The organism is Thioclava sp. NG1 (genome assembly GCF_003122275.1).
GTDB lineage: Bacteria > Pseudomonadota > Alphaproteobacteria > Rhodobacterales > Rhodobacteraceae > Thioclava > Thioclava nitratireducens.
Genome location: NZ_QFBB01000006.1, coordinates 298,605 through 311,709 on the forward strand (window position 1 = coordinate 298,605; position 13,105 = coordinate 311,709).

Sequence of the window (13,105 nt, forward strand, 5' to 3'; positions counted from 1 at the left end):
TGGACCAAGAGGAAGATGAAGGCAGGGCCGAACAATCTGATCACCGATATCGCCGGGCTGCGCGTGGGCAATGCCGAAGATGCGGGCCTGCGCTCGGGTGTGAGCGTTCTGGTCGGCGAGCGCCCCTTCACGGCGGCGGTGCAGGTGATGGGCGGCGCCCCCGGGACGCGGGAGACCGATCTTCTTGCGCCGGACAAGCTGGTGCAGGAGGTCGATGCGCTTGTGCTCTCGGGCGGTTCGGCCTTCGGGCTTGGTGCCTGCGATGGGGTGATAGCGGGGCTGCGCGCGCAAGGCCGCGGTTTCGCGGTGGGCGATCAGCGCGTTCCGATCGTGCCCGGCGCGATCCTGTTCGATCTGCTCAATGGTGGCGACAAGAGTTGGGTCGACACGCCCTATCCCGGGCTCGGGCGCGCGGCGCTCCAGGCGGCTTCTGAGCGGTTCGAGATCGGCAGCGCCGGGGCGGGCTTCGGGGCGATGACCGGCACGGTGAAGGGCGGACTTGGCTCTGCCTCGGCCGTGCTGGAGAGCGGCTTCACGGTGGGGGCACTCGTAGCAGTCAATGCGCTCGGCTCGGCGACCGTCGGCGAGGGGCCGCATTTCTGGGCCGCGCCTTGGGAAATCGCGGGCGAATTCGGCGGGCTCGGTCCAGCGCCCCGGCACGATCCCGCCACCGAGCCCGAACCGACGAAACGCCAGGGCGAGGCCACCACCATCGCCATCGTCGCGACCGATGGAGCCCTCAGCCAAGCGCAGGCGCAGCGCATGGCCACCGCGGCCCATGACGGCATGGCGCGGGCCATCGTGCCCTCGCACACGCCGATGGACGGCGATCTGATCTTCGCCGCCGCGACCGGCGAGAAGCCCCTGCACGACCCGGTCCGCGACCCGTTCCAGCTTGGCCATGCGGCGTCTTGCGTGCTTGCCCGGGCCATCGCCCGCGCCATCTATGAGGCCAAAGAACACCCCGGCGATCTGCAGCCCTGCTGGCGCAGCCGTTACGGAACATCCCACACCCCGGCGCATTGACCGGACGACCCATCCAGCCCTTCGGAGGACATCATGCTCGACGACAAGACCGACCTCAAATCCATCCTCAAGGATCCCTCGCTTCTGGTGACCAAGGCCCTCGTCGCGGGCGAATGGGTCGATGCCGATGACGGCACCACCTTCGAGGTGACCAACCCGGCGCGCGGCGACGTGATCTGCACCGTGCCCGATCTGGGCCGCGCCGAAACCGCGCGCGCCATCGCTGCCGCCGACGAGGCGATGAAGGACTGGGCGGCGCGCACCGGCAAGGAACGCGCGCAGATCATGCGCAAATGGTACGACCTGATGATGGAGAACCAGGACGATCTCGGCGCGATCCTGACCGCCGAGATGGGCAAGCCGCTGGCCGAGGCGAAGGGCGAGATCGCCTATGGCGCAGGCTTCATCGAGTGGTTCGGCGAAGAGGCCAAGCGCGTCTACGGCGAGACGATTCCGGGCCATCAGCGCGACAAGCGGATCACCGTGATCAAGCAGCCGATCGGGGTCGCCGCCTCGATCACGCCGTGGAACTTTCCCAACGCGATGATCGCGCGCAAGGCGGGCCCGGCGCTTGCCGTGGGCTGCGGCTTCGTCTGCCGCCCGGCCTCGGAGACGCCGCTCTCGGCGCTGGCGATGGCGGTACTGGGTGAACGGGCGGGCCTGCCCAAAGGGATCCTCTCGGTCATCACCTCCGCGAAAGCCTCCGATATCGGCAAGGAATTCTGCGAGAACCACACCGTGCGCAAGCTGACCTTCACCGGCTCGACCGAGGTGGGCCGTATCCTGCTGCGTCAAGCGGCGGATCAGGTGATGAAATGCTCGATGGAGCTGGGCGGCAACGCGCCCTTCATCGTGTTCGACGACGCAGATCTCGATGCGGCGGTCGAAGGCGCGATGGCGTCGAAATTCCGCAACAACGGTCAGACCTGCGTCTGCGCCAACCGCATCTACGTCCAGTCCGGGGTCTATGACGCTTTCGCCGAGAAGCTGGCCAAGGCGGTCGAGAAGCTCAAGGTGGGCGATGGTCTGAAGGAAGGCGTAGAGGCCGGTCCGCTGATCAACGAGGACGCGGTCAAGAAGGTGCAGGAGCACATTCAGGACGTGCTCGACCACGGCGGCTCGATCGTCACCGGCGGCGCGCGGCACGAGATGGGCGGTACCTTCTTCCAGCCGACCGTGCTGACCGGGGTCACGCAGGAGGCCAAGGTATCGCATGAGGAAACCTTCGGCCCGGTCGCCCCGCTCTTCAAGTTCGAGACCGAGCAGGAGGCGATCGCCAAGGCCAATGACACGATCTTCGGCCTCGCGAGCTATTTCTACGCCCGCGACGTGGGCCGCATCACCCGCGTGCAGGAGGGTCTGGAATACGGGATCGTCGGCGTGAACACCGGCCTGATCTCGACCGAAGTCGCGCCCTTCGGCGGCGTGAAGCAATCCGGTCTGGGCCGCGAGGGGTCGCATCACGGCGTCGAGGACTATCTCGAGATGAAATATATCTGCCTCGCGGTCTGAGACCGGCGAGCGGCAGAGGAAATCTTCGGAGGGCGGGCCGCGTGTCCGCCCTCTCTTTCATTAATACTCACCGCTGCTTATCTTGTTCGTGAACGAGGACGAGGGGCAGGCTTTGGGCATTTCCGACATTGCGGACGGCATCACGCGCGGGATCGAAGGCATGGGCCAATCGGTCTCGGAAGCGCTGTTCGAACCGGTGATCCGGCTCGGCGTGACGGGTCTGTCGCGCGCGGGCAAGACCGTGTTCATCACTTCGCTGGTCGCGAACCTGCTGGACCGGGGGCGGATGCCTGCGCTGGGGTCCGCCTCCGACATCACCGCTGCCTATCTGCAGCCGCAGCCGGACGACACCGTGCCGCGCTTCGACTACGAGAGCCACCTTGCCGCGCTGACCGGCCCGTCACCGCATTGGCCGGACGGCACGCGCGCGGTCTCGGAGCTGCGCCTGTCCTTCCGCATCCAGCCGCGCGGGATGCTGGGCGCGGTGCGCGGGCCGCGCGTCGTGCATCTCGACATCGTGGATTATCCTGGCGAATGGCTGCTCGATCTCGGGTTGATGGAAAAGAGCTATGCCGAGTGGTCGGCCGAGGCGCTGGCGCGTCTGCCGAACCGTCCGCAAGGCGCAGAGTATCTGGCGCAGTCCGAAGCGACGGATGGCACGGCGGAGTTCACCGAGCCGCAGGCCAAGGCGCTGGCGGCGGGCTTCACCCGGTATCTGGTCGCGGCGCGCGATGCGGGGTTCTCCGATTGCACGCCGGGGCGCTTCCTGCTGCCCGGAGAGATGGCCGGATCGCCCGCGCTGACCTTCGCGCCGCTGCCCGCGGGCGACGCCCCACGCGGCTCGCTCCGGCGAGAGATGGAGCGGCGCTACGACGCCTATAAGCGCGAAGTGGTCCGCCCCTTCTTCCGCGACCATTTCGCCAAGATCGACCGCCAAGTGGTGCTGGTCGACGTACTGGGCGCGATCCATTCAGGGCCCGCCGCGCTCGACGATCTGCGGCAGGCGATGGCGGATATCCTGGCGGCCTTCCGCCCGGGCCGCGCGAGCTGGCTGACCTCGCTGATCGGCGGCAAACGGGTGGAGAAAATCCTCTTCGCCGCCACCAAGGCCGATCACCTGCATCACACCCAACACGCCCGCCTGACCGCGATCACCGGCGCGCTGCTGCGCGAAGCCAAGGACCGTGCCGATTTCGCGGGCGCTAAGACGCTGGCCCTGTCGATCGCGGCCCTGCGCAGCACTACGGAAGAAACCCTCTCGCATGACGGGGCGGAGTTGCAGGCCGTGCGCGGCCGCTTGGAGAGCGGTAAATCGGTCGCGCTCTATCCCGGCGAATTGCCCGCCGACCCGGCGCAGCTTCTCTCGCCCGCCGCCCAAGGGGCCAGCGCATGGCTTGACGAAGACTATTCGATCATGAACTTCGCCCCGGCCCCGGTGATCCTGAGGCCCGGCGAAGGCCCGCCGCATATCCGGCTCGACCGCGCGGCCGATTTCCTGATCGGGGACAAGCTATGAAAAAACCGGTGATGATCGAGATCGAGGACGCGCCCTCGCCCGCCGAGGCCGCGCCGATCGAGGATATGCCGAGCGCGACCGAGGAACGGCTGGAAGGCCGCGCCATGCAGATCGCGACCCGACTGGGGGCACGCCGCGCCTCGCCCATCGTGCGGTTCTTCTGGCGCGCGACAGTGGCGCTGGTCGGTTTCCTGATTTCCGTCGCGCTCTGGCGCTTCATCGACGGGCTGTTCGCCACCCATCCGATCCTCGGCTGGATTGGCACCGCGCTGGTAGCGGCCTTCGCGCTTGGCGCGCTGCTGATCACGGCGCGCGAAATCGCCGCCTTCTCGCGGCTGGCGCGGCTCGACAAGGTCCACAAGGAAGTCTCGGAAGCGTTGAGCGCCGACGACCTAAGCCGCGCCCGCAAGGTGACGGCCCATGTCTCCGGCCTCTATGCCGCGCGGCCCGAAATGGATTGGGCGCGCAAACGACTGGCCGAGCAAACGGGCGAAGTGCTCGACACCGACACGCTGATGGGGCTGGCAGAGACCGAGCTGATGGGACCGCTCGACGCCGCGGCCCGGCTGGAGATCGAGGCCGCGTCGCGCACCGTCGCCACGGTGACCGCCGTCGTGCCGCTTGCGCTGGCCGATGTGTTCACCGCGCTTACCGCAAACCTGCGGATGATCCGGCGCATCGCGGAAATCTATGGCGGGCGCTCGGGCACGCTCGGCTCGGTGCGGCTGGCGCGGACGGTGATGACCCATCTCGTCGCGACCGGCGCGGTAGCGGCGGGTGACGACCTGATCGAGACCGTCACTGGCGGTCATCTGGTCTCGAAACTTTCGCGCCGCTTCGGCGAAGGCGTGATCAACGGCGCGCTCACCGCCCGAGTCGGCATCGCCGCGCTCGAAGTCTGCCGCCCGATGCCCTTCCGCAAACTTCAAAAGCCTCGCGTAACCAACCTGATCGGGCGGTCGCTGACGGGCGTGTTCGGGAAAAAAGAGGACTGATCCTCTTCTTCTTGGCTTAAATATCCCGGGGGGCTGGCGGTGCCAGCGGGGGCAGAGCCCCCACCGTCATTTCAGTTTCGGAATACCGCCTGGAAGCGTCTCGCGTTCGACCACGCCCTGACGCAGGCTCATGCCAATGCGATGGGCGAGCGCTGACCAACCTTTCGCCTGTTCAGGCGAGAGCTCCTCGCGCAGCACCTTGTCGAATTCTGCAAGCCAGGTCGAAAACATGCCCGGGCGCACGTTGCCCGCCGCCCGGTGGACCTGCATGGGCGAGCCGTCATAGACCGGTTTGCGAAGGATCGCGTTCTTCCAGAACCGTGCGACCTTGTCCTCATGTGTCGGCCAGTCGGTGACATGCACCGCAAAGACCGGGCCCAGCATCGCATGTTCCCGGACGCGCTCGTAGAAGCGCCCGACGACGCGGTCGATCTCGGCCTCGGTGATCTCGAAACGTGCCAGGGGATTAGCCATCGCCGAACAGGTCCGTCTGCGGGGTTGCCGGTTTCGGAGCTTCCAGCCCCAGATGCCGCCACGCCCGCGCGCCCAGCATCCGCCCGCGCGGGGTGCGGCTGATCAGGCCCTGTTGCAGCAGGTAAGGTTCGATGACTTCCTCGATCGCGTCGCGACTTTCCGAGAGCGCGGCCGAGAGCGTCTCCACCCCCACCGGGCCGCCGCCGTAATGATCTGCCATCAGCATCATGTAGCGCCGGTCCGCGCCGTCGAGACCGAGATTGTCGACGCCCAGCCGCGTCAACGCCCGGTCCGCGATTTCGCGGGTCAGCCGCCCGTCGCCTTCGACCAGCGCGAAATCGACGACTCGGCGCAGCAGGCGGCCGGCGATGCGCGGGGTACCCCGGGCGCGCTTGGCAATCTCGCGGGTGCCTTCCGGATCCGACGGGATACCCAGAAGCCGTGACCCGCGCGTCACGATCAGGTCCAGCTCGTCCTCGGTGTAGAATTGCAGTCGGGTCGGGATGCCGAAACGGTCGCGCAGCGGCGTCGTCAGCAAACCAAGCCGCGTCGTCGCGCCGACCAGCGTGAAGGGCTGCAATTCGATACGCACAGTGCGCGCGGCGGGGCCTTCCCCGATCACGAGGTCAAGCTCGAAATCCTCCATCGCGGGATAGAGCACTTCCTCGACCGCCGGATTCATCCTGTGAATCTCGTCGATGAACAGCACGTCGCGCGCTTCGAGATTGGTCAGGATCGCAGCAAGATCACCCGCCTTGGCCAGAACCGGCCCCGAGGTCATCTTGAAATTCACGCCCAGCTCGCGCGCCATGATCTGCGCGAGCGTCGTCTTGCCCAGACCGGGCGGGCCGTGGAACAGCGTGTGATCCATCGCCTGGCTGCGCATCTTCGCGCTCTCGATGAAGACCCGCAGATTGGCGCGGGCCTCGGCCTGACCGGTGAATTCTTCCAGCGCCTGAGGCCGCAGAGCGCGGTCGGCGTCTTCGGGCAAGCGGTCGGGCCGCAACGTGGGATCGGGTTCGCTCATCGTCATCTACTGTCGCGCCTTTGGCGGAGGGGAGCAAGCGGGGCCCTGCCCCGCACCCCGGGATATTTAGATCAAGAAGAAGATCAATCCTTCGGGGCCAGGAGCCGAAGCGCCGCGCGGATCAGCTTGGCGGTATCGGTGACCTCCGGATCGTCATTGGCCTGCGCCACGGCACCAGCAGCATCGGAAGGCGCGTAGCCCAAATTGGTGAGCGCAGAGATCGCCTCGGCGGTGAAGTTCACCTTCGGCGTGGCGGCGGGCGCGGCTTTCTTCGCGGGCTTTTTCGCGGGCGCATCCTCGATCACCTCGGGAGAGGCGTCGACGGTCAATTCCGCGCCCATTGCCATGACGGAAGGTGCTTTCTCTTTCAGTTCCAGCACCACACGTTGCGCGAGTTTCGGACCCACGCCGGGGGCCGATTTCACCGCTGACCAGTCGCCCAGCGCGATCGCCCGGCCCAGCCCTTCCGCGCCGAGCGTGCCGAGGATCGCGAGCGAGGCTTTCGCACCGATCCCCTGTACCGAGGTCAGCAGCCGGTGCCATTCCTTCTCCAGCAGCGTCGGGAAGCCGAAGAGTTGCAAAAGGTCTTCGCGCACCAGAAGGTCGGTATAGAGCGCGCAGGCCTGGCCTACGGGCGGCAGAGATTGTGCAGTGCGCTGGCTGACATGGACGACATAGCCCACCCCGCGCACGTCGATCATGACGTGGTCGAGCGCGCGGTGGATGATGACGCCTGCGATGCGACCGATCATGCGCGCCTCCGTTGCGTCGTGCCGAGGGCCTCGCGGGAGAGCTGCGCCGCGTTCATCCGGGCCGCCGATTGCAGGTGGAAGGCGTGGCAGATCGCGATGGCGAGCGCATCGGCGGCATCCGGGCCTTCGAACTGCACGCCGGGCAGTTGGTGGCGCACCATGTGCTGCACCTGCGTCTTGTCGGCATGACCGACGCCGACGACGGTTTTCTTGATCGCGTTCGGGGCGTATTCGCCGACCTCGAGCCCCGCCTGCGCCGGCGCCAGAAGCGCGATGCCGCGCGCCTGCCCCAGTTTCAGCGTCGCAACGGCGTCCTTGTTGACGAAGGTCTGCTCCACCGCCGCGGCCTCGGGCGCGTGAGTCGCGATGACCGCGCTCAGCCCTTCGTGCAGCACCAGCAGGCGCTTTGCCAAATCCTTACCTTCGGAGTGGAGAATACCGTTCGCGACGTGCCTGAGCCGCGATCCGTCCATCTCGATCACGCCCCATCCGAGATTGCGCAACCCCGGATCGATCCCGATCACCCGCATCTGCCCTGCCTCGTTCTCGTGTTGTTTCGCAAGAACTAGCACGAAAAGGGAACATCGGCCAGAGGCGATGCAGAAACAGGCCTTCTATCACATGCGATTCCTGCATGGCGGGGCTGCCAAAACTGAGATTGTTTTCGCGCTCTGCCAGTCTTATCTGCGCCTCAGAAGATGGAATGCCCGAAACTTGAGCAGTTTGTGAACGAAGGATCCTCCCCATGGCTTCGATGGATATCAACACCCGCATGAGCCGCAGCGCCCGACCGAGCGTCATCACCTCGCTGATCGCCGCCCTGCACGACTGGAACGACGCACGCGTCACCCGCAAGGCTCTGATGAAGCTCAGCGACCGCGCGCTGGACGATATCGGCCTGACCCGGCTCGACGTGGCGCGTCTGCGCTAAGTCGACCGAAAGGTCATGCGAAAAGGGCTGCCCCGGCAACGGCGCAGCCCTTTCTTTTTGGGATACAGGCTTGGGTACCTAGCCGATGAACGGTGCGAGCCAGCCGGCGATTTTGCGGGTAATCGGATCGGCATGCATGATCCAGGCCCCCACCCGTTCGAATTGCGAACCACCCGCGAGGCTTGCGACACGCGCCTCGTAGCTAGCCTGCCCAACCTGGGCGAGCATGGCGCCCTTCACCAGCAGAATACCGGCGAAGATCAGCGCCACACCGCGCAACGGAAAATGGCGCCGCACCTTGGGACGCATGGAGTCGAAATAGCTGCGGCCCAAGGCACCGGACGCCTCGAATGCGCCGCCAGCCTGATGAATCTGGTCGATCCGATGCAGCCGCTTTTCAAAGGACTCTATTTGTGGATCGCGCATGGCAAACCCCGTTGACTGCGATGCCCCGAAGGCAATTTCTCAAGACAGGGTAAAGCAATCCTTATGACAATCAGAGCGGATTTGTGGCGGATTAGGCGCGCTGCATGACCAATGTCGTCCATTCGCCGAATTCCTTACGCGAATGGGAAACAAAGCCCTGCGCCTGATAGGCGGCGACGACTTCATCGGCCTGTTCGTTGAGAATCCCGCTGAGGATCACAAAGCCCGATTCGGCGCAGTTGCGGCCCATTTCGGGGGCAAGCGCGACGAGCGGGCCTTTCAGGATATTGGCAAAGATCAGATCGAAGGGGGCGGCCTCTTTCAGACGCGCGTCGCCGAAGCCCGCAGCTTCGATGCAGATCACGCGGCCCTCAAGATCGTTCACCGCGACATTCGCCGCTGCCGTTTCCACCGCGACTGGATCGATATCGGAGGCCAGAACCGGTTCGGGCCAGAGCTTCGCCGCTGCCATCGCCAGAACGGCGGTGCCGCAGCCTATATCGGCGACGTTGTGGAAGGTGTGACCCTCGTTCGCCAGATCGTCGAGCGCCGTCAGGCAGCCCGAGGTGGTCCCGTGATGGCCCGTCCCGAAGGCCATCGCCGCGTCGATCCGCAGCGCAATCGCATCGGCCGGGATCTTGTCCTCGTCATGGCTGCCGTAGAGGAAGAAACGGCCCGCGCGGACCGGGGCCAGTTCGCGGCGCACATGGGCGACCCAATCGGTCTCAGGGATTTCCGAAACGACGAAAGGCTGCGCCCCGTGCGAGATCGCCAGCAGGTCGAGCGCCACGTCGTCAGGTGCCTCGAGGAAATAGCCCGAGACCTCATAGCGGCCCGACCCGTCCTCGATTTCGAACACGCCCGTGCCATAGGGGCCGGGATCGAGCTCTTCGAGACGTTCGGACAGCGCCTCGGCGGCCTCGCGATCGGCCAGCGTGGTAAAGGCGGTGAAGGTGGTCATGGGGCGCGCTCCTCGGGATGGTTGCGCCCGGGCTTAGGGCCGCGGGCGCGAACCGTCAAGCGGCCCGCGCGCCCATCGGATCACGCGTTCAGCCCGATCGGGCAGGTCACGCCGGTCCCCCCGATGCCGCAATAGCCGCCGGGGTTCTTCTCCAGATATTGCTGGTGATAATCTTCGGCATAGTAGAAGGGCGGCGCGTCCATGATCTCGGTGGTGATAGTTCCGTAGCCCGCCGCACTCAGGCGCTCTGCATATGCGTCGCGCGAGGCTTCGGCCGCCTCTTTCTGCGCGGCGGTATAGGTGTAAATGCCCGAGCGATACTGGGTGCCGCGATCATTGCCCTGACGCATGCCCTGGGTCGGATCGTGGTTTTCCCAGAAGATGCGGAGCAGATCGTCGTAACTGACCTTGGCCGGATCGTAGATCACGCGGACCACCTCGTTATGGCCGGTCATGCCGGTGCAGACCTCGCGATAGGTCGGGTTGGGCGTCGGCCCGCCCGCGTAACCGACCATGGTCAGCCAGACGCCGTCGGTGTTCCAGAAGATACGTTCGACGCCCCAGAAGCAGCCCATGCCGAACATCGCCTCTTCCATGCCTTCGGGCACGGGGGAGCGCAGGTCGCGCCCCCAGAGGAAATGCGGCTCTGCCAGAGGCATCGCCTCGTCGCGGCCCGGCAGGGCCTCGGCCTTGGTGGGAATGGTGGCGGGTTTTCCGAACAGCATTGTGAGTCTCCCTTTCGCGCCCCTCTCAGATAGGCGCGGATCGACGAAATTTCCAGTTCACGCCGGAACCGGGCCAAGCCCCTGCAGCACGGTCTCGTAGCCTTTCGAGGGGTGACGCGGCACCAGCAGCGCGAGTCCCAGCGAGATCACCGCCATCGAGGCCGCCAGCCCGAAAACCGCGCCGGGCGAGACCATCCAGAGATAGCCCAGCGTCACCGGCAGGAAGACGGCGGCGATATGGTTGATCGTGAAGGCGACGGCGGCGGTGGGCGCGATATCCTCGGGGTCGCAGATCTTCTGAAAATAGGTCTTCTGCGCGAAGGCCAACGCGAACAGCAGATGATCGACGACATAGAGCGCGCAGGCGAGCCAGATGCCCCAGCCGAACCAGTAGATCCCGCCATAAGAAAGAAACAGCAGTGTCAGCCCGACATATTCGAAGATCAGCGCGCGGCGCTCGCCGAAGCGATGCACGAAGCGGCCCATCGCCGGCGCGGCGGCCATGTTGACCGCGAAATTGATCAGGAAGAGCGCGGTGATCTCGTCCACCCGCAGCCCGAAGCGCTCGACCATCATGAAGGCGGCGAAGACCACGAAGATCTGCCGACGCGCACCCGCCATGAACGTGATCGCGTAATAGAGCCAGTAGCGGCGACGCAGCACGAATTTCTTCGATTGCGGCTCGCGGGTGTGGAACTGCGGATAAATCAGCGCGGCGGCCGCCATCATCACCATCGTCGCGATCCCGGCGGTGGCGTAGACGAACTCGTAGCTGAGATTGAAGGTCTTCCATGTCAGCACCAGCACCGCATAGGCGGCGAGCGACGCGCCTGAGCCGATGGCCACGATCCGCCCCAGCGTCTGTGGCGCCTTTGCCTTGTCGATCCACTGCAATTGCAGCGACTGGTTCACCGTCTGGAAATAGTGAAACCCGATCGACGAGAGCAGCGTCACGATGATGAGCCCGGCGAAGCTCGGGAAAAGGGCGGTCACCGCCGTCGCCCCGCCCAGAAGCAGCAGCGACAGGATGGCCAGCGTCTGCTCGCGCATTACCCAGAGCACGACGATCACCCCGATCGCGAGGAACCCCGGCACTTCGCGGAAGCTTTGCAGCCAGCCGATATCGACGCCGTCGAAATTCACCACGTCGATGACGAAGTTGTTCAGGAGCGCCGACCAGGTGGCGAAGGAGATCGGCATGGCAGCGGCCATGACGTAAAGCAGCGCTTCGGGTCTGCGCCAGCGGGGCAGCTCGTGGGCTTCGTCGAGCGGGACGGAACGGAACTTCATCATGCTTTCCTTAGACGCGACGGCAGCGTCCACGGCAAGTCTGCAAAAGGTGCGACCTGACTCAGATCAATGTGCGTTTCTGCGGTTTCTGGCAAAACCCGTGCGCGAACGGGAGATCTGACTATGGACATCATCGCACTCATCGAGCGGATCGGCGAAGGCCCCACGGCGGCGCTTTTCGGGGTCATCACCGGGCTCATCTTCGGCGTGGCCGCGCAGAAATCGAACTTCTGCCTGCGGGCTGCGACCGTGGAATTCGCGCGGGGCAAGCTGGGCGGCAAGGTCGCGGTCTGGTTTCTGACCTTCTCGACCGCGCTGGTCTGGGTGCAGAGCGCGCAGTTGCTCGACCTGTTCCGGCAGGCCGACAGCCGGATGATGTCGGTGCCGGGCTCATGGTCGGGCGCGATCATCGGCGGCCTCATTTTCGGCGTCGGCATGGTGCTGTCGCGCGGATGTTCGGGGCGGCTTCTCGTGCTCGCGGCGACGGGCAACCTGCGCTCGGTCGTCTCGGGGCTGATCTTCGCCGTAACCGCCACGATGAGCCTCAAGGGCATCCTCGCACCGCTGCGCGATAGACTCGCCGGCCTCTGGATTACCGGGGCGCAGAACGTGAATATCCTCGACGCGCTGCATCTGCCGGACTGGACCGGGCTCGCCGTCGGCATCGTTTTCGCCATCGCAGGCATGTATCTGGCCAAGCGCAACGAGATTGGTGTGAAGACGTGGATCTTCGCCTCCGGCGTCGGCTTCGCGGTCGCGGTGGGCTGGGTGCTGACCTTCATGCTGAGCCAGGTCGCATTCGATCCGGTGCCGGTCAATTCCGTCACCTTCTCGGGCCCCTCGGCCAATACGCTGATGTTCTTCCTCGACCGCCATTCGGTGCTGGAATTCGACGTCGGCCTCGTGCCGGGCGTGGTGCTCGGGGCGTTCCTGAGCTCGCTCCTCTCGCGCCAATTCGCATGGCAGGGCTTCGACTCGGTGCCGGTGATGCGGCGCTCGATGATCGGGGCTGTCTTCATGGGCTTTGGCGCGATGCTCGCCGGCGGTTGCGCCATCGGCAACGGGGTGACGGGCACCTCGGTTCTCGCGGGCACCGCGTGGCTGGCGCTGTTCTGCATGTGGATCGGTGCGATGGTGACCGACTTCCTTCTGGACCAGCGCAGCATGACACCTGCCACAGCCTGCTAAGCGCGCTCTTGCGCTTGCGAATAGCGCGTCCCGAGAGTCTCGGGGCGCCTACGCGCCTTCCTGCCGAAGCGCGAAGCTGCGCGAATCCTCACCTTACGGCACCCGTAAAAAAGCGTTAGATATTTCAGGGAAGAACCGCCGTGGAACTCGCGAAACGCCAGTTCTCGGCGCTGCATTTAGCAAGCACCACAGCTGCCGTACGAAATACCTTGCAAAAAATCGCTTTCGGGGAAAATCGTGATCGCTGTCATGTCTTATGACACTGGGCGCAACGGATTTATC

General features: G+C 65.4%; 14 protein-coding genes. 6 read left to right on the top strand and 8 right to left on the bottom strand.

Annotation, left to right across the window (positions count from 1 at the left end):
- The first annotated feature begins 15 nt into the window (after positions 1–15).
- The 4 genes from DEM26_RS13865 (at position 16) to DEM26_RS13880 (ending at position 5,049) form a co-directional block, all read left to right on the top strand.
- Positions 16–1,026 (top strand): P1 family peptidase, encoded by a 1,011-nt coding sequence (locus DEM26_RS13865; RefSeq protein WP_109172647.1) that lies wholly within the window; start codon positions 16–18, stop codon positions 1,024–1,026.
- Between the two features lie 33 nt (positions 1,027–1,059).
- Positions 1,060–2,538 (top strand): NAD-dependent succinate-semialdehyde dehydrogenase, encoded by a 1,479-nt coding sequence (locus DEM26_RS13870; protein WP_088720453.1) that lies wholly within the window; start codon positions 1,060–1,062, stop codon positions 2,536–2,538.
- 112 nt (positions 2,539–2,650) lie between these two features.
- Positions 2,651–4,054, top strand: a complete 1,404-nt coding sequence (locus DEM26_RS13875; protein ID WP_109172648.1) for a YcjX family protein — start codon at positions 2,651–2,653, stop codon at positions 4,052–4,054.
- Positions 4,051–5,049, top strand: a complete 999-nt coding sequence (locus DEM26_RS13880; RefSeq protein ID WP_233243103.1) for a YcjF family protein — start codon at positions 4,051–4,053, stop codon at positions 5,047–5,049. The genes DEM26_RS13875 and DEM26_RS13880 overlap by 4 nt, the downstream gene beginning before the upstream one ends.
- Before the next feature lie 66 nt (positions 5,050–5,115).
- Here DEM26_RS13880 and DEM26_RS13885 read toward each other — a convergent pair whose 3' ends face one another.
- The 4 genes from DEM26_RS13885 to ruvC all read right to left on the bottom strand — a co-directional run bounded on the left by DEM26_RS13885 (position 5,116) and on the right by ruvC (position 7,832).
- Positions 5,116–5,523 (bottom strand): group III truncated hemoglobin, encoded by a 408-nt coding sequence (locus DEM26_RS13885; protein ID WP_109172649.1) that lies wholly within the window; start codon positions 5,521–5,523, stop codon positions 5,116–5,118.
- On the bottom strand, positions 5,516–6,550 hold the full coding sequence (gene ruvB, locus DEM26_RS13890; RefSeq protein ID WP_088720487.1) for a Holliday junction branch migration DNA helicase RuvB: 1,035 nt from the start codon (positions 6,548–6,550) through the stop codon (positions 5,516–5,518). Before ruvB ends, DEM26_RS13885 begins: the two co-directional genes overlap by 8 nt.
- A gap of 83 nt (positions 6,551–6,633) precedes the next feature.
- The gene (gene ruvA / locus DEM26_RS13895) at positions 6,634–7,302 is read right to left on the bottom strand and encodes a Holliday junction branch migration protein RuvA (RefSeq protein ID WP_075775778.1); all 669 of its coding nucleotides are present in this window, start codon (positions 7,300–7,302) and stop codon (positions 6,634–6,636) included.
- The gene (ruvC, locus tag DEM26_RS13900; protein ID WP_088720456.1) at positions 7,299–7,832 is read right to left on the bottom strand and encodes a crossover junction endodeoxyribonuclease RuvC; all 534 of its coding nucleotides are present in this window, start codon (positions 7,830–7,832) and stop codon (positions 7,299–7,301) included. The genes ruvA and ruvC overlap by 4 nt, the downstream gene beginning before the upstream one ends.
- Before the next feature lie 215 nt (positions 7,833–8,047).
- Between ruvC and DEM26_RS13905 the strand changes: the two genes are divergently transcribed.
- A complete protein-coding gene (locus tag DEM26_RS13905) occupies positions 8,048–8,233 on the top strand; it encodes a DUF1127 domain-containing protein (RefSeq protein ID WP_075775776.1) in 186 nt (61 codons plus the stop codon).
- Between the two features lie 78 nt (positions 8,234–8,311).
- Here DEM26_RS13905 and DEM26_RS13910 read toward each other — a convergent pair whose 3' ends face one another.
- From DEM26_RS13910 to DEM26_RS13925, 4 genes are all read right to left on the bottom strand, one after another.
- Positions 8,312–8,659: a hypothetical protein gene (locus tag DEM26_RS13910; RefSeq protein WP_075775775.1), complete on the bottom strand. Its 348-nt coding sequence runs from the start codon at positions 8,657–8,659 to the stop codon at positions 8,312–8,314.
- A gap of 91 nt (positions 8,660–8,750) precedes the next feature.
- A complete protein-coding gene (locus DEM26_RS13915; protein WP_088727846.1) occupies positions 8,751–9,620 on the bottom strand; it encodes a 50S ribosomal protein L11 methyltransferase in 870 nt (289 codons plus the stop codon).
- A gap of 80 nt (positions 9,621–9,700) precedes the next feature.
- A complete protein-coding gene (gene msrA, locus DEM26_RS13920; protein ID WP_109172650.1) occupies positions 9,701–10,345 on the bottom strand; it encodes a peptide-methionine (S)-S-oxide reductase MsrA in 645 nt (214 codons plus the stop codon).
- Positions 10,346–10,402: 57 nt separating this feature from the next.
- Positions 10,403–11,635 (bottom strand): MFS transporter, encoded by a 1,233-nt coding sequence (locus DEM26_RS13925; protein ID WP_075775772.1) that lies wholly within the window; start codon positions 11,633–11,635, stop codon positions 10,403–10,405.
- A 123-nt stretch (positions 11,636–11,758) separates the two neighbouring features.
- Here DEM26_RS13925 and DEM26_RS13930 point away from each other — a divergent pair, with 123 nt between their 5' ends.
- The gene (locus DEM26_RS13930; RefSeq protein WP_075775771.1) at positions 11,759–12,823 is read left to right on the top strand and encodes a YeeE/YedE family protein; all 1,065 of its coding nucleotides are present in this window, start codon (positions 11,759–11,761) and stop codon (positions 12,821–12,823) included.
- Positions 12,824–13,105 lie beyond the last annotated feature (282 nt).